Source organism: Mucilaginibacter sp. GW822-FHT03E02 (assembly GCF_058801545.1).
Genome location: NZ_JBXANJ010000001.1, coordinates 1,340,423 through 1,361,988 on the forward strand (window position 1 = coordinate 1,340,423; position 21,566 = coordinate 1,361,988).

The window sequence follows — 21,566 nt, forward strand, 5'->3', positions numbered from 1 at the left end:
CCATCATTCGTTTGAATACTCATTTCAATTAAAATGTCACGTTACATCCCAATGTATAGACTGCCGAAACAGGGTAACCTGTAAAATTTACGTTGGGCGAAAGCGACCTGTTACCCTGCTGCCCATCTATGCCTACCTCGGGGTTACCGCCTTTATAGCCGGTTAATAGTATGGCGTTTTGGGCACTGAAATACACCCTGAAATTTTTAGTGAACTTTGTTTTAAAATTGTATCCAAAATCAATATTTTTAACTGCGAGGTACGAATTACTTTCGACCCAATATGATGGGTAATAATCGCGCGCAAGATTGGTGTTTGAAACAGTGGTTGGCAATATGCCATCGCCGGGATTGCTTGCAGACCGCCAGCGATGAATAACCGACTCTTCGACATTAAAAACCCCATCTAAATTGGTTGTAAACTGCTTGTACATATCAAATACATGCCCGCCAACCGAACCTGCCGTAATGATATTCAGATCAAATTTTTTGTATGAAAAATGATTGCTGAAACCAAATGTAAATTTGGGCCAGGGGTTGCCTATATTGGTTTGGTCGTTGCCATCAATTACGCCGTCGTTATTGATATCCTTGTACCTGATGTTGCCAACCTGTTCACCGTCAAAATGCGGGTATTTGTCAAGTTCGGCCTGGTTTTGAAATATCCCTTCAAAAATATACCCGTAAAACTGGCCTAAAGGCAAGCCAACTTTGGTAATACTTGTTGGGTTGTCGTTTTTAGGCGCGTCGTAGATATATGGAGTGGGGCCTAAATCAAGCACCTTATTGCGGTTAAATGATATGTTAAGATCAGTTGACCAATTGAAGTTACGCTCTACTATGTTTTTTGTGGTCAACGTAAACTCCCATCCGCGGTTACGTACATTACCCACATTTGATAAAGCGTAACCATAGCCTGATACGATTGGAATTGGGATATACTGCAGCATCCGTTGGGTATAACGGTTATAATATTCGGCAATTAAATAAATGCGGCCTTTTAGCAGCGATATATCCATGCCTATATCCAGCTGTTTGGTGGTTTCCCAGCCAAGCTCGGTATTGCCGATCTGGTCGGTTATGGAGGCCCCTGGTGCAAGGCCACCACCAAATGTATAATTGGCTACATCAACAACGGGAATGTAATCATAGTTCCCTACATCGTTATTACCGGCCAGGCCGTAGCTTGCGGTAAACTTAACCTGGTCAATTGCCGCCGTTTTAGGAAAAAACGATTCGTCGGAAATGCGCCATCCTCCTGATACCGACGGGAAGGTACCCCAGCGATGTCCGGGTGCAAACCTTGATGAACCATCGCGGCGGATAGACCCGCTTAAAAGGTATTTATCTTTGTATGCATAATTTACCCGGCCAATAAGCGATTGTAAACGCCACTCGGCATCGCCGGCATCGGCGGTTATGATAGTTGCGTTGGCAACAGACCGTATGGCATCATCGGGAAAGCCGGTGCCGAAAGTAAAACGGTCATGCGAGTTTTCCTGTTGTATGGAGTAATCGGCCAATACAGTTAACGTATGGCTGCCCCAGGTTTTTTTGTAGTTGATGCTGTTTTCGTTGAGCCAGTTAAAAACATTTTGCGAGGTAAATGATGCCACTGCTTTTTGCTGGTTACCATCGCGGTTTGGAACATTAAACCCGCCCAGGTACGATGGCCTGTAATAGTCCTGTGATTTGGTTTGATAGTCGACACCGAATGTTGATTTTATATTCAACCCTTTAATAACTTCATAATCAATATAAGTGTTGGCAAGGGCCCTGAATTCGTTACGCTTGTTGGTAGTATTTACAAGCGAACTTACGGGGTTATTATTTTGAAAAGTACCCGGCGAACCAATAACGTTGGTATACGATCCATCCGGTTGTTTCACCGGCACAAGCGGGCTTTCCAGGTAGGCCTGGCTTAAGGCTGCCGAAAGAAAGTGTCCGTCTGTTTCCTGTAAATTTCTGAAACTATAAGTTGGGGCTATATTTAACCCTACGGTTAAGCCTTTAGCTATATCTGCATCAATTGTAGCCTTTAACGAATAGCGTTTAAAAGCCGTATTAAGCACAGTACCCTGCTGATCAAAGTATCCCAATGAAAACAACGACCGTACTTTTTCGGTACCGTTAGCTATGGTAACATCGTAATTTTGCATTGGTGCAACGCGGGTTACGGCGTCAAACCAATCGGTACCTTTGCCAAGCGACTGAGGGTTTTTATACGCATCGGGTACGGGGGTATTGGTACCATTGACCGCGTTTGCATCCTGGATAGCTTCAGTGCGCCATTGGGCAAATTCGGCCGCAGTCATCATTTTAAGTTTGCTTTTGGGCAATACCGATTGCAGGCCGGTTGAAGTGTTTACCGTAATAGACGATTCTCCTTTTTTTGCCCGCTTAGTGGTTATCAGGATAACCCCGTTTGCACCACGCGAACCGTATATGGCGGTTGAAGCCGCATCTTTAAGCACGCTTATATTTTCAATATCATCCGGATTAATGGTGCTCAGCGGATTCGAATATTGATCAAAACCCGGCGAGAGCGGAAAACCATCTACCACGTATAATGGGTTGTCACCGGCACCTACTGAACCGGCTCCACGTATATTAACCGCCACACCACCACCCGGTGTGCCTGTAACCTGGTTTACCGTAACACCGGCCAATTGCCCTGCCAGTTTCAGATCAAGGCTGGCAGCTTTTATCTCTTTAATATTGGCCATTTTTACGGTTCCAACGGCTCCGGTAACGTTTTTACGCTCCTGGTTACCGTATCCCACCACTACAACCTCGCTCATTTGCTGGTTATCTTCATCAAGGGATACATTGATAACCGCACGTTTGCTAACAGGCTCCTCTTTGGTTTTAAATCCTACAAACCTGAAAACAAGCACCGCGTTATCATCAACCTGGATGCTGTATTTACCGTCGGCCCCGCTTATTACCCCGGTATTTGAACCTTTAATGGTAATGCTTACACCGGGCAATGGCTGTTTGGTATTATCAAGCACCTGCCCGGTAACCGTTATTTTATCGGGCGCGACCGTCTGCTCTTCCTTTTTATTTACAATAATGGTTTTGTTATCAATGGTGTAGGTAAAAGGTTCGTCTTTAAAACACTCGCGTAAGGCCTGTTCAAGCGTGGCATTTTTTAAAGAAAGCGTGACGGGCTTGGCCTGCTTGATTTCGTTGTATTTGTAAAAAAAATAAAAACCGCTTTGCTTTTCAATGGCGGTAAATACTTTATCAATAGCAGTATTGTTTGCGCTTAACGTTATAGTTTGCGAGTAACTTTTGGCGCTAAGCTGTAAACAGCCAATCATAATCAGGATAACCGTTAACTTCATTGTCAAAAACAGTTTGGAGGTTGATGTTTGGGGTACATAAAATACTTTACCCCTAAAGTTTAATTGCATAACTTCGTCGTGTTTTGGGTGAATGTGTCTGTTAAGGAAACTCAGTAAAAGCTTAGCCCATGCATTTTAAGCCGGGAGTATTGCAGTACTCCCGGCATTTTTCATGGGTAAGGTAGTTGTAGGGTGTTAATGGAGATGTATGTTTTTGCTCATAGGTAGATGTTTTTTAAGGTTGATATTAAAAACTGATATGGTTAAGGTGATACTGTTATCTTTTTATCTTCAATTTTGAAATGGACATGGCTAAGCTCCAGAACGTGCAGTACATGCGATAACTTCACATTTCGTTCAATTCTGCCCATAAATTCATCGTCGGATACTTTGCCGTTGTAAACCACCTGGATGTTGTACCAGCGTGATAGTTGTTTCATGATATCCCTGATACTGGCCCGGTTAAAATCAAAAAAACCGTTTTTCCAGGCTACGGCCCTTTCAGCATCTACTTCAACAACCTGGATATTATCGCCTTTGACAATACCCTGCTCATCTGGTTTTAGCAAATTATGACTATTGCCGCTGGTTAATTGTACCAAGCCCTCCAGTAAAGTTGTTTTAATGTTGTCCTCATCGGCGTAAGCATTAATGTTAAAATGGGTACCCAGTACTTTTACATTAAGCGCATTAACATTTACTATGAATGGCTTCGACGGATTTTTAGCCACTTCAAAATAGGCCTCGCCGGTTAGTTCCACATCACGTTGGCTACCGGTAAATGCCGTGGGGAATTTTAGCGATGATGCGGCGTTGAGCCAAATTTTGCTACCATCGGGCAATATAACCTGGTATTGGCCGCCACGCGGCGTGCTGATGGTGTTATAAGCTACAGGGCCATTTACCGCTGAAGCGTTACCGCCGTTGGCCTGGTAAACCAGTTGCCCGTCTTTAGTTTTTTTAATGCTGATGTTGCCTTTTTTGGCAAGGGTGCCGATCCTTGCAGAATCGAGCACCACTTTTTCGCCATTATCTAAGGTTAGGACTGCTTCATTTTTACCGGGGTCGGCATCGTGCTTAACCACCGTCTTGTTTTTTACCAAGGTGTTATCCTTCGCAACATGCTGCATGCAATAATACACTCCGCTGCTGATGACCATAAGGCCAATTACCGCCGCAGCTACATTCCGTAAAGGAAAGATTTTGAATACCTTAGGTTGATGCTTTGCTGACGATTGCTGCACAGCCGATTGCAAACGTTGCAGCATTTTATCTTCCAGTTCGTGCTTTACGCCCAGGGTTTGCTCGTCCCAATCATTATTGGTTTGGGCATTGTCAAACAATTCCATTAACAGCTGCACCTCATCGGCAGTAGCCTGCCCGTTAAGGTATTTATCTATCAATTGTTGAAATTCCTGTTTTTGCACAACCTGGTTTTCATAGTAAGAGTATAAAAACAGGGGTATCCCCTACGTGGGGAGAAAAAAAATAAAATTGGGAAGATTGTCCGGATAAGTGAATTTGTTTTACAGGCAAAATATTATGAAAACGAAGCAGAAGTTAGTGGCGGAAGAAACAAGTATAAAGAAATTATCCCCAAAATTAAAAAGGATAGCAGGCTGTGTTAAACTTCCAATTGATTTTGATGAAAAGAAAGCTTTGGATGCTTATTTTCAGAGCAAACATCAATACAAAATAGCATATATATAGCATAGCTGAAAATACAGTTATGCTATATACTTCTTTCTCACGATGAATGATGGCAGAAATCATGCAACATTGTAAAACTTCTTGATTAGTTCAAACATAATTGGCATTCCGCTTTTTAACCATTCTGGTACCTGATCTGGAGGTATGGATCTTCCGACGTTTCCATTTAGAAGTTTAGCAATAGAAATCATTTTTAGTGACGTATCAATTAGTTCAACAGAATCAAACATCGGGAAATTCTTATCGAGCATTTCCATATTTCCCCAATAGTTGTTCTCGATTGCAAGTGGGGGAACATGGAAACCTCCTTTTTTAACACGCATTTCTACCCTTTGGATTGATCTTGTTAAAGTATTTAGCCCGCAGAAAATTAAATGGGTTTCAAAACCAGCTTCTTTAAATCTCTTTGGGATTGCCCAAGCACCTGGGCCTGTAAAGTGCCCCTCATAGGCAAAGTTAGCTTTGTCCTCAATATTTAAGTTAACAAGACGAAGAAATTCTTGTTCAAGTGCTTCTTCCGCAAGCTTTCTTGACTCTTTTGACGATTTATTTATTTTATAAAACTCAATGCTTTTTTGTGTGTAAAAAACATCTCCATCAAATATATCGAGATCAGCAAATTCGGATGGGATCAACGTTTGTTTGTAGGTAGACTTGCCGGCACCGTTGCTCCCAGTAATAATAAATAGTTTAGGCTTAATGGAAAACTTCATGTTTTTCCTTTACGGCAGCAATTTCACTTTTTGTGAGTACCTTGATCACTTCGCGCGGGGCATCTAAATTACTTTTATCCAATCTTTCTACTTTTATCTGGCCATCTGGGTATTCATAGTAGGCTTCATCATCAGGCAATTCATCATCAAAAATCATAAAGCAATGTCCCTGGTTCAGATCATCATTCCTGAGTTTTTTTATAACCTGCTGCATGGCAAATAAGCGGTTATCCTGTTGATCGTTTTTAGGCTTCATTTTCACTTCCGTATATTTTTAATTAAGTATAAAGTTACGATAAATGCCATAACTAATCAATCGAACATCGGTCGGCATTTTTGAACTCGTGCAATAACACATCTTTTTCACCCATCCACAACAGAAAACACCCCAATCTACAACAAAAACAAAGTCCCCAACGAAGTACGCAAATGCTTAAGCGCTTTGGTTAAATGATTTTCGACTGTTTTGGTAGAGATATTGAGCCTTGATGCAATTTGCTTATGGGTTAGGTACTCTTCGCGGCTAAGCTTGTAAACTTCGCGGCATTTTTCGGGTAGCGTTTCAACTACCGAATTTACCTGTGAAACCAGCTCTTTGTATTCTAAATTTTCATGGGTGGCAGGGCTTTGCAAACGGTTGGCAAGGGCATCAAACACATCGCTTGTTACAACCCCGGCACGGATTTGCCTGTAAACTTCATAACGGATGGATGCATACAGGTATGCTTTTAACGATACGGCTATCTCGATATTATCCCTGCTATTCCAAAGCTTGATGAACAACTCCTGGATAACATCTTCGCAGGCCTGCTTATCTTTTAAAACATTATAGGCCGACAGGAATAATTGCTGCCAGTATTCTTTGTAGATATCGGTCAACGCACTTTCATCCCCCGACTTTAACCGGTCGATCAATTGCACATCGCTTGTAGCTACCTTTTCTGCCATCCTGAAAGGGGGGTTAACATAGAATTGCGATAAATTTAGCAAAAATTAACTATTGATGTAATTTATGGCACAAATCAATCGCAATCGCAGGCGTTTTAAAGCATTAATTTACCTCCAATCCCGGTTTGCAACCATCATTTGGCATCATGAAAAATAATACCCATGCTGTGCCGCCGACCGCTGGTAATCTCGGCTATACCGTGTTTCATGTTAACCCTGTGATACCCTTTGCTGCCTTTTGCGGGGCGGTAGCTGGTGGTAAATAATATCATATCGCCCTTGCCGGGTTTTAACACCATCGCCCTTGATTGTTCGCGCGGTTTTTGTTCCAGCAAAATAAATTCGCCACCCTCGTAATCTAAGCCGGATTCATCCAAAATAAAAACCGATTGAATGGGAAAAAACACCTCGCCATACAAATCCTGGTGCATGGCATTGTAACCGCCTTCGGTGTATTGCAGTATCAAGGGGGTTGGGCGCAATTGGTCATGCTGATGGCAATACTGCAGCAATTCATCTAAAGTATCGGCAAAACGCGTAGGCTTATTTAGCATTTCCATCCAATTATTGGCAATGGGCGCAAGGTGGGGATAAACATGCTCCCGTAACTGTTGAATGATTGCCGGCAAGGGGTATTTGAAATACTTGTACTCGCCCCGGCCGTAATGATGGCGTTCCATCACAACGGTTTTGCGGTAAAGCCCATCATCAATATATTGATTAGCCAGAGCGGCGCATTCATCCGCAGCTAAAACGTTTTTTACAATGGCATATCCACGGGCATCCATACCGGCTTTAATGTCAGCCCAATTTAAATTATCAATTCGTTCTTTAATTTCCATCACCTTTTATATTGATACCGGTTGATTAACCATTGCCGCCTCCCAGCCTATAATAGCCGATTTACGGGTTGCTCCCCAATGGTATTGCCCCGATTCGCCTGTCGACCGGATAACCCGGTGACAAGGGATCAAAAACGCTACCGGGTTGGCCCCTATGGCGCTGCCTACCGCCCTGCCGGCATTGGGCAATTGTATTTTTTGCGAAATATCGCCATAGCTGCATAGCCCGCCCATTGGTATTTTAAGCAATGCATCCCATACCTTCAGCTGGAAATTACTGCCTTTCAAATGCAATTTTATTGCGGGCAATTGCGACCAGTCTTTTTTAAAGATATGCAAAACATCCTGTTGCATCATGTCAACTACCTGGGTATAAGCCGCGTTAGGGAAATGCTGTTTAAGCTGATCTAAAGCATCAGCATGGTCGTCGGCAAAGGCCATATAGCAAATACCTTTGGGGGTTGATGCCACTATGATATTGCCAAAGGGGCTTTGGGCAAAGCTGTAGTTAATGCTCAGCTCCTTGCCACCGTTTTTGTATTCGGCCGGAGTCATGCCTTCAATGCTGATGAACAGGTCGTGCAAACGCCCGGTACCCGACAGGCCCGTTTCATATGCCGTATCAAACAACGTGGCCTGCTTATCTTTCAAAATACCTTTGGCATATTCCAGGCTTAAGTATTGCAAAAACTTTTTAGGGCTGATGCCTACCCAATCGGTAAACAAACGCTGAAAATGGAAGGGGCTCAGGTTCACTTTTTCGGCCACCTCATCTAAATTTGGCTGGGTTTTAAAGTTGAGCTTTATGTAATTTATTGCCTCGGCAATACGGTCGTAATTAATATTTTCTTGTGTGTTCATAATATTATTTGTTATTTATAAACAAATGTAGGCTGATATTATCCCTCATAAAACCCGGAACTTGCGGATATTGGCAGCCCCCACTAAATCTCCCCCGGGAGGTGAGACTTATAAATTACGAATGGGTGAGTACATAGAAATCAACCTTAACATTTCAAACTTAAACATTGTCTCCCAATTTTTTTTGCCGCATGCGGCGCATCCCTTGTTTGAAAGCTGATATCTTTTATATTTACTTTTTTAACAATAATAGCCTATGGATCCGGCGCAATTTTACAGTTTTAAGGTGTGGCTAACTATGGTGATCATCGCGCCTGTGCTGCAAATTCTTATCAGCCAGTTTTTCTTTCACTCCGGGAGTATCCTATCCATCGCCTTTATTAAAGAGTATCCATTGTCGGTTGGCGTGTTAATGGTATTAACCTGCCCGCTGGGCGCGCTGCTCACTTTTATTATCCCGCGAATGACCAGGGAGTCAACCGTGATAGCCGTTAAGCAACGGGTTTCAATCGCCCTGGGTATTGTCGTTGTTTTGGTGTTTATAGGCGCATCGGCGGCTAAAAACGCTTATTCGCCCTTTGAGCTATCGGCCATGCTGCTGCCATTTTTACTCCCTTTGTTATTGGGGGTTTGGATTTGCCGGCTGGATTTGGAAGATGAAAGCTATGAGGACGAGGAGGAAGAAGAAACTGCATCCTGAACAACCCGATATTTAAGACTCTCCCAAAAAAGCCATAACTAAAGCCCAGGCCTCTTTGGATGCAGCTTCATTATAACTTGACCGCTCGTTGCAGTTAAAGCCGTGGTCGGCATAAGAGATTTTTACGTTGATATAATCTTTGCCCGCAGCTTCAACTGCACCTATAACAGCATTGATGTTGTCATCCTTAATATGCGCATCCTTGCCACCCCAAATAAACAAGTGTTTGCCATGCAGGTCGGCTGCTATATGTGCAACCTTATCAAGCCCGCCGCCATAATAGGATACAGCCGCTTTTAAGGGAAGTAAGGCATTGGCTATAAAAGCTACCCTACCGCCCATGCAATAACCAATAGCATATACCCGGCTTATATCTACATTGGTTTGCGTATTTAGCCACTCCCAAACAGCTTCCAGGTCGGCTTTAAAACCATCATTAGTTAGTTTTGATGTGTGTGGTGTTACCGTACTAAAATCGGCATAGTCACCTGCAAAACCTTTTGGCGCTGTACGATGAAAAAGCTCAGGAGCAACCGCAACATAGCCCGCGGCCGCAAATCTATCAGCAACATGACGGATATGGTTATTAACGCCAAATGCTTCCTGTAATACAATAATAGCGGCCGCGCCCGCCGTATTGGCTTCAGGAAAAGCAACATAAACGGCCATCGAGCTTCCGTCGGCAACCTTTAGTTCGATATAATTTTTATTATCCATACTGATTGAACAAATTGCGGTGATTTTCAAAGCTAAAGAATTTACGTCCGACCGAAAAGCATAAAACCAAGTTCGGATGCAAAAAGCTTTTTTCCTGCAATTAGCTTTCTGCTTTAGGCCTTCGGCTTTTAGCTTATATCTATTTTACAAAACAGTGTGGTTACAATCAATGTTACTTACCATATTTGTACCAAACAAAAACATATGCCCCATCTATTCTCACCGCTTAAAATAAAGAACATCGAACTTAAAAACCGCATCGTGGTATCGCCCATGTGCGAATATTCCAGCGAAGACGGTTTCGCTAATGACTGGCACCTGGTACACCTTGGCGGCATGGCCGTTGGCGGTGCAGCTTTAATTATCACCGAAGCCACCGCAGTATCGCCCGAAGGCCGCATTTCATCTGCCGACCTTGGTCTTTATAAAGATGAACACATCACCAAATTAAAACAGATTACCGACTTTTTGCACGCCCATGGCGCTTATGCCGGCACACAGCTGGCACATGCCGGCCGCAAGGCCAGCCACCTGCAACCGTGGCTGGGCGGCAAGCAAGTACCATCAAATGAGCCTAACGGATGGAAATCATACGCACCAAGCCCCATCGCTTTTATCGACAGTGAAGAGGCGCCTTTAGAACTGGATAAAGCCGGCATCGAAAAAATTAAAGCTGATTTTAAAGCCGCCGCTGCCAGGGCCCTGGCCGCAGGTTTTGACGTAATTGAACTGCATGGCGCACACGGTTATTTACTGCACGAGTTTTTATCGCCGGCAAGTAATAAACGTACGGATGAATACGGAGGCCCGTTCGAGAACCGAATCCGTTTTTTGCTGGAAGTAATTGAAAGCGTACAGGAAGTTTGGCCTGCAGAAAACCCGCTGTTTGTACGCATATCGGCAACTGAATGGACGGAAGGCGCCTGGACAGCCGATGACTCGGTAGCGCTTGCCAAAATATTAAAAAATAAAGGTATCGACCTTATTGACTGCTCGACAGGTGGCAACATTGCCGGTGTTAAAATAGCGTTAAAACCAGGTTATCAGGTTGAATTTGCCGAGAAAGTTAAAAAAGAAAGCGGTATACTTACCGGTGCAGTAGGCTTAATAACCAAACCCCATCAGGCTGACGAAATTATACAGGAAGGGGAAGCCGATGTTGTATTTATAGCCCGCGAAATGCTCCGCGACCCGCATTTTGCTTTACGTGCCGCCCATGAACTGGGTCACGAAGTAGAATGGCCCGCCCAGTATGTTCGGGCGAAATGGTAGGGTAGCGCGTTCATGGTTGATGGTTCATAGTTCATGGTCACTATACGGAAATTATGAATTTTTGCATTAACTCGAAAAACCATGAACCATGATCTATGAACCATGAACTAAAAGCATGAACCATGAACTAATAAAAACCACAAACAATAAAACCACAAACAATAAAACCACAAACTATGAAACGTACAGCAAACGCCCATTGGAACGGCACTTTACAGGCCGGCAGCGGAGAAATTACCACTCAAAGCACCGTGCTTAACAAAACCCAATACTCTTTTAAAACCCGCTTTGCCGATGGCATTGGCACCAACCCCGAAGAGCTGATTGCCGCTGCTCATGCAGGCTGCTTCACTATGGCTGTTGGCGCTGCTTTAACCCAGGCCGGCTTTACTCCCGGCGACCTTACAACCGATGCCATTCTTGACCTGGATATGCAGGCACTAAGCATCACCGGTATTCATTTAGAATTAAAAGCAACAGCAATTGACGGTGTAGACGAAGCTAAATTTAAAGCCATTGCCGAAGATGCAAAAGCAAATTGCATTATATCAAAAGCGTTAAGCGTGCCATTTACGTTGAATGTTACTTACGCGTAAGCGATAATTCTCCTCTATGTCATTGCGAGGAACGAAGCAATCTCGTAGCTATACATGTTCGCCCTGTAGACTAAGAGATTGCCGCGCTATACTCGCAATGACATATTTTTTTGCTTCCTTATTTTTGTATCAACACCAATAACTCCTGCGGTGTTTCGTAAGTAGTCCCCTTATAATCCAAAGCTTTTACGCCTACGCAGAGGGTATCTACAGCACTGCCGGCATGGGTGATATAAATCTTTCCCCTTACATCGGGCAGAATGCCTTCACCAGCCAGTTTTAAGCCGGTAAGCAAATGCATCACACTATCAATACCCGCTGCACTGGTAAAATCCTTGACCTTACCCTGCGGAAAATAATAATCAAATTTATCGCAGGGGATCCGGAATTGGGTTTCGCGCCCAAGTTCTGTAAATTTAAATTGGATGCTTTTTACGGCATCGGCAGGGTTAGCTTTAGGTTTGCAGGCTGATAAGGAAAAAACTGTCAAAAGGATTGCTGCGGTGCTTAATTTTTTCATGATATATTGATTTGTAAATCACTTATGATGAACGGTATAATCCGGCTTTCAAAAACCCCGTTTTGGAACCATCACGTAAATATCGTCTTTATAGGGAATATATATATCTGCATTCTCAGTTTGGCAAATATCAATAGCGGTAATAAAAGCCTGGTATTTCGCGGTATTCCAGAAATGAGAATCTATCCCCTTTCAGGAGGTTAAGGGCTCCTACTTCAACACATCCAATACCCTGAACATTTTTTCTTTAATCCCCCTGCTTGATCCACTGAAGTTATTGACCATGATAGAGAAGCAAAGTTCGCGGCCATTGTGGGTTTGGTAGCCCGCATAGCAAAGCACGCTGTTGATGGTACCGCTTTTCATTTTCATATCGTTATAAACCGGCAAACTTTCGTAAAAATCAGGAAACCAGCTTTCTTTTTTGGCCGATTGCAGAATGCGGGCCATGGTATTGGTGCTTACCCTATCGCCGGGCGAGAGGCCGCTGCCATCGTAGGTATTTATACTATTCGCATCAATGCCGCGGGCCTGCCAAAATTTCTGTACTTCTTCTACCCCGTTTGCCGTGGTAGGTTTACGGCCCTGTTTCCAGGCTATGGTTTTAAGCAATTGCTCGGCATACAGGTTAATACTTTTTTGATTGAGCCAGTAAATGATCCGGCTCAGCGGCGGCGATGGAATGGCAGCCAGATTTTTGGTGATCAACGGCGCTTTTAATCCTTTCGCGGTTAATGTAGCAACAGATTCGGGATCGAACCCCACTCCAATACCTAATTTCTTCAATGTATCCGACAAACGCAACGCAGCATCGTAAGCGGCATCAGGCGTGGCTACCGAGATGCTTTTTTTATCTTTATCAATTGCGTAGCTGCCGCGCAGGTACATCACTTTACTACCAACGGGCAAAAAGGCGTAGGCATTGTCGCCACTACCTGCCGGGCCGTTAACCAATTCGCTTTTAAAAGTGAGGTACGATACATTGGGCACAGTGTACGAAACGCCAATAGGATTGCCAACAGCGCCGGTGCGCAGTTTAATATCAAACTGGTTTTCGCGCCAGCAAAGGCCCGATGTTCCGGCGCCATAGTAGTTGCCAATATCTTGCCATATCCAGCCTTCGGGGATGGATTGAGTACCGAAGGCGCTATCATCGCCAATAATGCGCCCGTTTATTTTTTTGATGCCTGCAGTTTTAAGGGCATCAACCATTAAGGCAAGTACATGAGCTTCTTTGGTTTGCTCGTACCGCCAGCTGCCCAGGGTTGGATCGCCCGAGCCTTTGATGATGATATCGCCATTGAGTGTGCCGTCGGCGGCAATTTCGCCGTTGTAACCTAATTGGGTCTGGTACCTAAAATCGGCGCCCAAAACATTAAAGGCTGTGATGCTGGTAATGGTCTTCAAGGTTGATGCAGTAGCCAGCCCCATGTTAGGGCTGGCGGCAAATACCTGTTCGCCGATTTTGGCGTCCAAAACAGTGAGCGAAAGCGATGCATAACGGCACTGGCTATCGGCCTGTAACCTGTTAAATGCCGCTGATAATCTCGATTGCAGGTCCTGTGCATAAGCCTGCCCGCTTAAAATAAATAAACTAACTATCAATAACCGCTTCATCCTGCTCCTTAACGTTCCCCTTGGTAATATAATATATTGGGATACCAATCAACACTATTATCAAACCGGGCCATGTGAATTGCGGCTTGTAAATAATCAGCAATATACAGAAGGCTATTCCCATCACAATATAGATGGCCGGTAACACCGGGTACCCAAATGCTTTGTAAGGGCGATCTGCATTAGGCAATTTGGCACGCAAAATATAAATGCCAATTATAGTGAGCACGTAAAATATTACGACAACAAAAGATATCATATCCAACAGGTCGCCATACTTACCACTTAAGCAAAGTATTGATGCCACCAATGCCTGTATCCATAAGCCAAATTCGGGTACTGATGCTTTATTAAGTTCGCCTGTTTTTTTGAAAAACAAACCATCCTTAGCCATAGTGTAGTAAACCCTTGCACCTGCCATAATTAAACCGTTATTACAACCAAAAGTGGATATCATGATCATCACAGCAATAATAAGCGTTCCTGTATGACCAAAAATCACCTGTGAAGCAGCTACCGCAACACGATCTTTTGGAGCCGTAGCTATTTCATGTAATGGTAATACCCCTGTGTAAACCACATTGGCAGCCACATAAATTATAGTTACTATCATGGTACCAAAAAACAAGCTTAATGCCACATCCCTTTTAGGGTTACGCATTTCGCCTGCTATAAAAGTTACGTTGTTCCAGGAGTCACTGCTAAAAATTGAACCCACCATAGATGCCGCAATAGCGCCAAGTCCCGCTGCCAGGGTTACACTTGTAAAGCTACCGTCGGTATTTAATTTATGTAGGTTCCAGGCATCATTCCAGTTGGCGTGCCATACCTCAGGCTTTAGGGCTATAAAACCAAAAATTATCAGCCCGAATAAACTTGCAAGCTTGGTTAGTGTAAACGTGGTTTGTATTAGTTTCCCGCTCTTAACACCGCGGGTATTAATAAACGTTAATATTAAAATAACGCAGATAGAAACAAGCTGAGCCGCGCTGATTTTTATAAAGCCCTGCTGAAAAAGAATATTATCTTCGCTCACCGCCGGTATCAAATACGCCGTAAATTTCGAAAAAGCTACACCAACCGCTGCTATCGTTCCGGTTTGTATCACCGCAAAAAAGCTCCAGCCGTATAAAAATGCTATAAGTTTATTGTAGGCTTCTTTCAGGTAAACGTACTGTCCGCCTGCTTTGGGGTACATGCCGCTTAGCTCGCCATAGCTTAAGGCTGCTGTCAAGGTCATGAAACCGGTGATGAGCCAAATGGCTATCAGCCAACCTGCTGAGCCTACATTACGTACAATGTCGGCAGCAACTATAAATATACCCGAGCCTATCATCGAACCTGCTACCAGCATGGTGCCATCAAGCAGGCCAAGCTCATGTTTCATTTTTGGTTGTCCGGAATCTTTTGCCATAAATTAAAAAAGGGTTTAAAGCCCTAAACTATTCAAAAAACTTTAATATTGACAGGCTATTGTAAAGAAAATAAATTTACTATTTTGCAACCACCAATTAAACCCTGCTATAGCCGGTGTAGTATTGAGTCGTTAGTCTTAAGTCAGTAGTCTTAAGAATCAAGGAAAAAAGTAAAAAAAGACTTTTGACTTGCGACTTTAGACTTCAGACTTAGCAAAACTTACTTTAATAAACCAAAATTGTTACTATGGACTTTTTGAACTCTTACTTAATTTACTTAATTCCGGTGTTTGGGCTCATCGGCATTGCCGTTATGGCAGTTAAAGCCGCCTGGGTTACCAAACAGGATGCCGGCGATGGCGACATGGTTACGCTGGCCGGCTACATTGCCGATGGCGCAATGGCCTTTTTACGCGCCGAGTGGAAAGTACTTGGCGGCTTTGTTGCCGTAGCAGCATTGCTGCTGGCCTGGAGCGGTACAACCGTGGCTACATCGAGCCCGGTAATTGCTGTATCATTCATCATCGGAGCGTTTTTATCGGCATTTGCCGGTTACCTGGGCATGCGCATTGCAACCAAAGCCAACGTGCGTACTACACAGGCCGCCCGTACCAGTTTGGCGCAGGCATTAAAAGTATCGTTTACCGGCGGTACCGTAATGGGCCTTGGCGTTGCCGGTTTGGCTATCATTGGTTTAGGATCGCTGTTTATATTATTTTACCAGTTTTATGTAGTTAACGTTGCAGGCAGCACCGTAAACGGCGAGGCCATGGCCAAAGCACTTGATGTGTTGGCCGGCTTTTCATTAGGTGCCGAATCAATAGCACTTTTTGCCCGTGTGGGCGGCGGTATTTATACCAAAGCTGCCGACGTAGGCGCCGACCTTGTAGGTAAAGTTGAAGCGGGCATCCCCGAGGATGACGTGCGTAACCCTGCCACCATTGCCGATAACGTAGGCGATAACGTAGGCGATGTTGCAGGTATGGGCGCCGATTTATTCGGATCGTACGTGGCAACTATGCTGGCTACCATGGTTTTGGGCCGCGAAATTGTTTCACATGACGCTTTTGGAGGTATTGCCCCTATCCTGTTACCTATGGTTATAGCCGGTTTAGGTTTGATATTCTCAATTGTTGGCGCAGCCATGGTGAGGATTAAAAGTGAAACCGATAGTGTGCAAAAAGCACTGAACATAGGCAACTGGGCTTCAATCATACTAACCGCTATTGCTACCTATTTTGTAGTACAATGGATGCTGCCCGAAGGCGAGTTTCACATGGTACGCGATGAAGTTAACGGCGTAGTAAAAGCTGGCATAATTCCATTTACCAAAAACGGCGTATTCATGTCGATAGTAGTAGGTTTGATTGTGGGTACTTTAATGTCTATCATTACCGAGTACTATACCGCCATGGGCAAACGCCCGGTACTGAGCATTATCCGCCAGTCGTCAACAGGCCATGCTACCAATATTATTGGTGGCTTATCTATAGGTATGGAATCGACAGTATTGCCTATCCTGGTTTTAGCATCGGGTATTTATGGCTCGTACCATTTTGCAGGTTTATATGGCGTGGCTATAGCGGCTGCCGGCATGATGGCAACAACAGCTATGCAATTAGCTATTGACGCCTTTGGGCCAATTGCCGATAATGCCGGTGGTATTGCCGAAATGAGCCGCCTGCCCGAAGAAGTACGCCACCGTACAGACAATTTGGATGCTGTAGGTAACACTACCGCTGCTACAGGCAAGGGTTTCGCCATTGCATCAGCCGCGTTAACCTCACTGGCCTTATTTGCAGCCTTTGTGGGTGTTGCAGGTATCGAACATATTGATATTTATAAAGCCGACGTATTGGCCGGCTTATTTGTGGGTGGGATGATCCCTTTCATCTTCTCGGCATTGTGTATCTCGGCAGTAGGCCGTGCCGCCATGGCCATGGTTGAAGAAGTGCGCCGCCAGTTTCGCGAAATTCCGGGTATTATGACCTATGAAGGCAAGCCCGAATACGAAAAATGCGTGGCTATATCTACCAAAGCATCCATCCGCGAAATGGTTGCCCCGGGTTTAATCGCGCTGATCACCCCTATCGTTATCGGTTTTGCCTTTGGCCCCGAAGTATTGGGCGGCTTATTGGCCGGTGTAACCGTATCGGGCGTTTTGATGGGTATTTTCCAGAGCAACGCCGGAGGTGCATGGGATAACGCCAAAAAATCGTTCGAAAAAGGCTGCCTGATCAATGGCGAGATGTACTACAAAAAATCAGAACCACATAAAGCATCAGTAACCGGCGATACCGTAGGCGATCCGTTTAAAGATACTTCAGGCCCGTCAATGAACATCCTGATCAAACTGATGTCGATAGTTTCACTGGTTATCGCACCGCATTTGAATGCGAACCATGTGGCACCAACCGCTATGAAACACGAGGTTAAAAAACAAATTGTTGTTCAGGCTTATACATCGCCTGTTACCAAAGTTGATAAAAAAGGATAATTGTCCTTTTTAGGATATTTATGGAAAGCCACCTGTTGAGGGTGGCTTTTTTGTTGTATGAATCAGGATTTACAGAATTAAAGAATGAACAGAATAATTGTCTGAACCCGGATTAAACAGATTCTTCAGATTTTTTGGATCTGATATTTTCAAATCCTCAAATAATTCTTTCATCTGCACATCTGAGGGGCCAGGGTATTATTGTTACCAAAACTCAAAGTCTTAAAAGCAACTAATTGCAATTATTCATAGATTTAGGCCACTAACAAATGGCTTTTTTATTAACTTATTCTACACATCATGTCATCTGACAACAACGAAAACAATGAGTTTTCGCAATGGGCTGCTAAACAAAACTCTAAAAAGAAAATGCCTTTATGGGGATGGGCAATACTGATAACAATATTTTTGGCGATTTTAAAAGAATCCATTCATTTTGCCAACTCTAACAAAAATGGGTGGTCTCCAGAACACACAAAGGATGTTTACAACTCATTAAATGAAGACCTTAATAAAATGGCAATAGATAGCTCTTCTAAGAAAAACCTTATTAATTGCGCCATAACAAAGCTTAAAGATAAATATCCACAAGGAGTGGATTCAGTGAATGATGACTCGCTAAAAAATGTTACAGCAGGATTTATTTCCATTTGTAGCGAAGAAACAAATATCAACTTGGGATGGTCACCCACTGTGGATAATTTAATTAGGGATAAACTAATGGAAGCTCCATCAATGAAAAAGCTATCAATCGAAAATCAGAAAATTTATTGCAATTGCTATATTAACAGGTTAAAGCAATTTTACCCTAACGGATTAACAGAAGATTTACGTGAAAGCACGAAAGATTCAATTACAATTGCATGTTCCAAGGAAATAAAAAGATAATCAAACTGAAAAAGCCATTTAAACTCCTCCTGATAATTTTAGCCTTCACCTCCTGCAAAAACGGTAAAAGCCCAAACAGGCTCAAATACACCATCGCTAAAGATAGCAACCTATACATCCAGATTTACCGCACCGGGTTGTTTGAAACCAATACCACTGCCTACCTTACCGACTCGGCAAGTTTCAGCATCAAATTGGGCACTTATGACGATCAAACCGGCTATATTGATTTCATATTAAAAGGGGACACCATATTGGCTAAAGAAAAAAAATACTTGTATGATAATAACATACTGGTAGATACTATGCGAACAGTCGAAACTAAAGTGTATAGCTTAAAAGCGTTAAAAAAACTGCATAACTTTGAGTAAACAGCCTATAGTAGTACAATGCCGCGTTTTTTTCCCTGCAATATTGTAACAATAGGGCTGGCACCTGCTTTAAACTGTGTTGTAAACACTTCATTTTCAAACTATAATTTGGGTTATTAATTCGCTTCCATTGTTACATTCTGCCCTTTATCTTTTCAATAAATTTAAGTACGTTTGGGGAAATGTGAATTTTTAATTTTTTTACGACTGATCTTACTAATTAAACATGAAGTTATTTATTAAAAAACCTATTGCGCAGTTAATGGCTGCATCAAAGGAAACTGAGAAAACGCTGAAAAGAACTTTAGGCGTTGGATCGCTTATTGCACTGGGTATTGGCGCAATTATTGGTGCCGGTATCTTTGTACGAACGGCAGCAGCAGCAGGCCAGCATGCCGGTCCGGCGGTTACCATTTCCTTTTTAATTGCGGCTGCAGGCTGCGCACTTGCGGGCTTATGTTATGCTGAATTTGCCAGTATGATCCCTATCGCGGGATCTGCTTATACCTATTCCTACGCTACCATGGGCGAATTTATTGCCTGGATAATAGGCTGGGATTTGGTGCTTGAATACGCATTAGGCGCGGCAACAGTATCTATAGGCTGGTCGCAATATTTTAACGCATTTTTAGATACATTTTTTCATACGCATGTCCCGTTTGCCTGGTCGCATTCTCCCTGGGAGATTTCTAAAACCACTACAGGCATATATGCTGCCGAACTGGGTGCTCATGGAATAATTAATTTACCTGCCATTTTTATTTTGCTGATGCTTACCCTGTTATTGATCCGTGGTACCGCAGAATCGGCAATCGTGAACAATATTATTGTAATTGTAAAAGTTGCTATTGTACTTATGATCATTGGTTTAGGCTGGCATTTTATAAACCCCGCCAATCATATCCCTTATATGATCCCGGCCGATGCGGGTGTAGTAAATACAAATACAGGCCCTGTAAATTATGCCGATACTTTTAATCACGGCTGGCTGGGTGTGTTGCGGGGTGCAAGTGTGGTGTTCTTTGCCTTTATTGGTTTTGATGCCGTATCAACAGCGGCACAGGAGGCAAAAAACCCTCAAAGAGATATGCCAAAAGGTATTTTAATATCACTGGTAATTTGTACCGCACTTTACATCCTGTTCTCGCACGTATTAACCGGCCTGGTTTCATACAAAGAATTCCTGATACAAGGTAAAGAAGCATCTGTTAGCTACGCCATTAAAACGGCAATGCCAGGTTATACCTGGTTATCATCATTGGTAACGGTATCTATTCTTGCGGGTTTTTCTTCAGTTATCCTGGTGATGCTTATGGGCCAAACCCGTGTATTTTATACCATGAGTATAGATGGCTTAATCCCACCTATATTTTCAAAACTGCATCCTAAGCACCGCACTCCATACAAATCGCAATGGTTGTTTTTTGGCTTCGTATCCTTATTTGCCGGGTTTATTCCCGATAGTATAGTAGGCGAAATGGTAAGTATCGGAACTTTGTTCGCGTTCGTACTGGTATGTTTAGGTATTTTTATTCTCCGCAGAACAGATCCTACTATTGTTCGCCCTTTCAAAACTCCATGGTATATGATTGTTTGTCCGTTAGGAGCAATTATTTGTCTTTGTATGATAGCAAGTGAAGGTCTTGAAAACTGGCTAAGGTTAATAGGCTGGTTGCTGATAGGTTTTGTAATTTACTTTGGTTACAGTGTTAAACGCTCGCACGTACGACACGGAAAAGTTGAAGGAGCAATTGACCCCATCAATCCCAAATTTGTTGAATAACTGATAACAATATCCATACAAACAAAAAAGGTTCTGAAATTTCAGAACCTTTTTTGTTAAGTTCTTTTTTATACCGGAGCTTTAATTGCAACTTTGCTCAGTTTCCGGTTAAAGTCAAAAACATAAAACCTTAAAGCCATGCGTCCATTAATTTTCAGGGAGATATTATCTGTTACGATGATCCTGTTTGCCATTATTGATATACTGGGCGCCATACCTGTAATTATCCAGGTACGCCAGCGTGTAGGACACATCGAATCGGAAAAGGCAAGCATCGCGGTACTGGTATTAATGGTGGTGTTTTTATTTGTGGGCGATGAGCTGCTGGCCATCATCGGCCTGGACATTTCTTCCTTCGCGATAGCGGGCTCGCTGGTCATCTTTATCATAGCCATGGAAATGGTATTAGGCGTCGACTTTTTTAAGGAAGAGGTGCCGCTATCTGCATCCATAGTACCCATAGCCTTCCCGCTGATAGCCGGTGCCGGCACCATGACCACGTTGTTATCTTTAAAATCTCAATATCAAACCCAAAACATCATTGTAGGCATTGTGCTAAACACCATTGTAGTTTACCTGGTGCTTAAAAATGTAAAGTGGATAGAGAAGCTGTTGGGGCCTGTTGGGTTGAGTATACTGCGTAAATCGTTCGGGATTATTTTGCTGGCAATAGCAATAAAGTTGTTTAGAGCAAATACGCATCTTTAATTTGAGAATGAGTTAATTTGAAGATTTGAAAATGAAAAAGTAGAATTGCTCTTCGACTC

Annotated in this window: 20 protein-coding genes; 9 read left to right on the plus strand and 11 right to left on the minus strand. The window is 43.2% G+C overall.

Annotated features, from left to right (window positions below):
* Positions 1-28: 28 nt before the first annotated feature.
* Both AC1RM2_RS05420 and AC1RM2_RS05425 read right to left on the minus strand, forming a co-directional pair.
* The gene (locus AC1RM2_RS05420) at positions 29-3,418 is read right to left on the minus strand and encodes a TonB-dependent receptor (protein WP_492983986.1); all 3,390 of its coding nucleotides are present in this window, start codon (positions 3,416-3,418) and stop codon (positions 29-31) included.
* A gap of 194 nt (positions 3,419-3,612) precedes the next feature.
* A complete protein-coding gene (locus tag AC1RM2_RS05425) occupies positions 3,613-4,776 on the minus strand; it encodes a FecR family protein (protein WP_492983987.1) in 1,164 nt (387 codons plus the stop codon).
* A 115-nt stretch (positions 4,777-4,891) separates the two neighbouring features.
* Here AC1RM2_RS05425 and AC1RM2_RS05430 point away from each other — a divergent pair, with 115 nt between their 5' ends.
* Entirely contained in the window at positions 4,892-5,059 is a 168-nt protein-coding gene (locus tag AC1RM2_RS05430; RefSeq protein WP_492983988.1) for a hypothetical protein, read from the plus strand.
* Between the two features lie 59 nt (positions 5,060-5,118).
* Here AC1RM2_RS05430 and AC1RM2_RS05435 read toward each other — a convergent pair whose 3' ends face one another.
* From AC1RM2_RS05435 to AC1RM2_RS05455, 5 genes are all read right to left on the minus strand, one after another.
* Positions 5,119-5,772 carry an ATPase gene (locus tag AC1RM2_RS05435; protein ID WP_492983989.1) on the minus strand — a complete coding sequence of 218 codons (654 nt, stop codon included), beginning with the start codon at positions 5,770-5,772 and terminating at the stop codon, positions 5,119-5,121.
* Positions 5,756-6,028 carry a hypothetical protein gene (locus AC1RM2_RS05440; RefSeq protein WP_090645752.1) on the minus strand — a complete coding sequence of 91 codons (273 nt, stop codon included), beginning with the start codon at positions 6,026-6,028 and terminating at the stop codon, positions 5,756-5,758. The genes AC1RM2_RS05435 and AC1RM2_RS05440 overlap by 17 nt, the downstream gene beginning before the upstream one ends.
* A gap of 137 nt (positions 6,029-6,165) precedes the next feature.
* A complete protein-coding gene (locus AC1RM2_RS05445; RefSeq protein ID WP_492983990.1) occupies positions 6,166-6,720 on the minus strand; it encodes an RNA polymerase sigma-70 factor in 555 nt (184 codons plus the stop codon).
* A gap of 134 nt (positions 6,721-6,854) precedes the next feature.
* Complete coding sequence (locus tag AC1RM2_RS05450) at positions 6,855-7,562, minus strand: 2OG-Fe(II) oxygenase (RefSeq protein WP_492983991.1); 708 nt, start codon at positions 7,560-7,562, stop codon at positions 6,855-6,857.
* Between the two features lie 6 nt (positions 7,563-7,568).
* A complete protein-coding gene (locus AC1RM2_RS05455) occupies positions 7,569-8,423 on the minus strand; it encodes a bifunctional helix-turn-helix domain-containing protein/methylated-DNA--[protein]-cysteine S-methyltransferase (RefSeq protein ID WP_492983992.1) in 855 nt (284 codons plus the stop codon).
* Between the two features lie 256 nt (positions 8,424-8,679).
* Here AC1RM2_RS05455 and AC1RM2_RS05460 point away from each other — a divergent pair, with 256 nt between their 5' ends.
* On the plus strand, positions 8,680-9,123 hold the full coding sequence (locus tag AC1RM2_RS05460; RefSeq protein WP_492983993.1) for a hypothetical protein: 444 nt from the start codon (positions 8,680-8,682) through the stop codon (positions 9,121-9,123).
* Between the two features lie 12 nt (positions 9,124-9,135).
* On the opposite strand, the gene AC1RM2_RS05465 is transcribed toward AC1RM2_RS05460, so the two are convergent.
* Positions 9,136-9,840, minus strand: a complete 705-nt coding sequence (locus tag AC1RM2_RS05465) for a dienelactone hydrolase family protein (RefSeq protein WP_492983994.1) — start codon at positions 9,838-9,840, stop codon at positions 9,136-9,138.
* A 204-nt stretch (positions 9,841-10,044) separates the two neighbouring features.
* On the opposite strand from AC1RM2_RS05465, the gene AC1RM2_RS05470 reads away from it, so the two are divergent.
* Positions 10,045-11,112, plus strand: a complete 1,068-nt coding sequence (locus AC1RM2_RS05470) for an NADH:flavin oxidoreductase/NADH oxidase (protein WP_492983995.1) — start codon at positions 10,045-10,047, stop codon at positions 11,110-11,112.
* 176 nt (positions 11,113-11,288) lie between these two features.
* Positions 11,289-11,708 (plus strand): OsmC family protein, encoded by a 420-nt coding sequence (locus tag AC1RM2_RS05475; protein ID WP_259090564.1) that lies wholly within the window; start codon positions 11,289-11,291, stop codon positions 11,706-11,708.
* Positions 11,709-11,826: 118 nt separating this feature from the next.
* Here the strand turns inward: AC1RM2_RS05475 and AC1RM2_RS05480 are convergent, their stop codons facing one another.
* The 3 genes from AC1RM2_RS05480 to AC1RM2_RS05490 form a co-directional block, all read right to left on the minus strand.
* Positions 11,827-12,228 (minus strand): hypothetical protein, encoded by a 402-nt coding sequence (locus AC1RM2_RS05480; RefSeq protein ID WP_492983996.1) that lies wholly within the window; start codon positions 12,226-12,228, stop codon positions 11,827-11,829.
* Between the two features lie 210 nt (positions 12,229-12,438).
* Positions 12,439-13,845, minus strand: coding sequence for a D-alanyl-D-alanine carboxypeptidase/D-alanyl-D-alanine endopeptidase (dacB, locus tag AC1RM2_RS05485; RefSeq protein ID WP_492983997.1), 1,407 nt, complete (start codon positions 13,843-13,845; stop codon positions 12,439-12,441).
* Positions 13,823-15,259, minus strand: a complete 1,437-nt coding sequence (locus tag AC1RM2_RS05490) for an APC family permease (RefSeq protein ID WP_492983998.1) — start codon at positions 15,257-15,259, stop codon at positions 13,823-13,825. Before AC1RM2_RS05490 ends, dacB begins: the two co-directional genes overlap by 23 nt.
* 248 nt (positions 15,260-15,507) lie before the next feature.
* Here AC1RM2_RS05490 and AC1RM2_RS05495 point away from each other — a divergent pair, with 248 nt between their 5' ends.
* From AC1RM2_RS05495 to AC1RM2_RS05515, 5 genes are all read left to right on the plus strand, one after another.
* Positions 15,508-17,757 (plus strand): sodium-translocating pyrophosphatase, encoded by a 2,250-nt coding sequence (locus AC1RM2_RS05495; protein ID WP_492983999.1) that lies wholly within the window; start codon positions 15,508-15,510, stop codon positions 17,755-17,757.
* A 300-nt stretch (positions 17,758-18,057) separates the two neighbouring features.
* On the plus strand, positions 18,058-18,645 hold the full coding sequence (locus tag AC1RM2_RS05500) for a hypothetical protein (protein ID WP_492984000.1): 588 nt from the start codon (positions 18,058-18,060) through the stop codon (positions 18,643-18,645).
* Entirely contained in the window at positions 18,621-19,016 is a 396-nt protein-coding gene (locus AC1RM2_RS05505; protein ID WP_492984001.1) for a hypothetical protein, read from the plus strand. Before AC1RM2_RS05500 ends, AC1RM2_RS05505 begins: the two co-directional genes overlap by 25 nt.
* Positions 19,017-19,242: 226 nt before the next feature.
* A complete protein-coding gene (locus AC1RM2_RS05510; RefSeq protein WP_492984002.1) occupies positions 19,243-20,799 on the plus strand; it encodes an amino acid permease in 1,557 nt (518 codons plus the stop codon).
* Between the two features lie 138 nt (positions 20,800-20,937).
* Positions 20,938-21,507: a MarC family protein gene (locus tag AC1RM2_RS05515; RefSeq protein WP_477363527.1), complete on the plus strand. Its 570-nt coding sequence runs from the start codon at positions 20,938-20,940 to the stop codon at positions 21,505-21,507.
* The last annotated feature ends 59 nt before the right edge of the window (positions 21,508-21,566 follow it).

Excerpts from the sequence above, each read along its gene's own strand:
- AC1RM2_RS05455 (WP_492983992.1), bottom strand. The coding sequence starts at position 8,423 with ATGAACACACAAGAAAATATTAATTACGACCGTATTGCCGAGGCAATA.
- AC1RM2_RS05445 (WP_492983990.1), bottom strand. The coding sequence starts at position 6,720 with ATGGCAGAAAAGGTAGCTACAAGCGATGTGCAATTGATCGACCGGTTA.
- AC1RM2_RS05465 (WP_492983994.1), bottom strand. The coding sequence starts at position 9,840 with ATGGATAATAAAAATTATATCGAACTAAAGGTTGCCGACGGAAGCTCG.
- AC1RM2_RS05460 (WP_492983993.1), top strand. The coding sequence starts at position 8,680 with ATGGATCCGGCGCAATTTTACAGTTTTAAGGTGTGGCTAACTATGGTG.
- AC1RM2_RS05435 (WP_492983989.1), bottom strand. The coding sequence starts at position 5,772 with ATGAAGTTTTCCATTAAGCCTAAACTATTTATTATTACTGGGAGCAAC.
- AC1RM2_RS05450 (WP_492983991.1), bottom strand. The coding sequence starts at position 7,562 with ATGGAAATTAAAGAACGAATTGATAATTTAAATTGGGCTGACATTAAA.
- AC1RM2_RS05470 (WP_492983995.1), top strand. The coding sequence starts at position 10,045 with ATGCCCCATCTATTCTCACCGCTTAAAATAAAGAACATCGAACTTAAA.
- AC1RM2_RS05505 (WP_492984001.1), top strand. The coding sequence starts at position 18,621 with ATGTTCCAAGGAAATAAAAAGATAATCAAACTGAAAAAGCCATTTAAA.
- AC1RM2_RS05440 (WP_090645752.1), bottom strand. The coding sequence starts at position 6,028 with ATGAAGCCTAAAAACGATCAACAGGATAACCGCTTATTTGCCATGCAG.
- AC1RM2_RS05490 (WP_492983998.1), bottom strand. The coding sequence starts at position 15,259 with ATGGCAAAAGATTCCGGACAACCAAAAATGAAACATGAGCTTGGCCTG.
- AC1RM2_RS05420 (WP_492983986.1), bottom strand. The coding sequence starts at position 3,418 with ATGCAATTAAACTTTAGGGGTAAAGTATTTTATGTACCCCAAACATCA.
- AC1RM2_RS05500 (WP_492984000.1), top strand. The coding sequence starts at position 18,058 with ATGTCATCTGACAACAACGAAAACAATGAGTTTTCGCAATGGGCTGCT.
- AC1RM2_RS05510 (WP_492984002.1), top strand. The coding sequence starts at position 19,243 with ATGAAGTTATTTATTAAAAAACCTATTGCGCAGTTAATGGCTGCATCA.
- AC1RM2_RS05480 (WP_492983996.1), bottom strand. The coding sequence starts at position 12,228 with ATGAAAAAATTAAGCACCGCAGCAATCCTTTTGACAGTTTTTTCCTTA.
- dacB (WP_492983997.1), bottom strand. The coding sequence starts at position 13,845 with ATGAAGCGGTTATTGATAGTTAGTTTATTTATTTTAAGCGGGCAGGCT.
- AC1RM2_RS05495 (WP_492983999.1), top strand. The coding sequence starts at position 15,508 with ATGGACTTTTTGAACTCTTACTTAATTTACTTAATTCCGGTGTTTGGG.
- AC1RM2_RS05475 (WP_259090564.1), top strand. The coding sequence starts at position 11,289 with ATGAAACGTACAGCAAACGCCCATTGGAACGGCACTTTACAGGCCGGC.
- AC1RM2_RS05515 (WP_477363527.1), top strand. The coding sequence starts at position 20,938 with ATGCGTCCATTAATTTTCAGGGAGATATTATCTGTTACGATGATCCTG.
- AC1RM2_RS05430 (WP_492983988.1), top strand. The coding sequence starts at position 4,892 with ATGAAAACGAAGCAGAAGTTAGTGGCGGAAGAAACAAGTATAAAGAAA.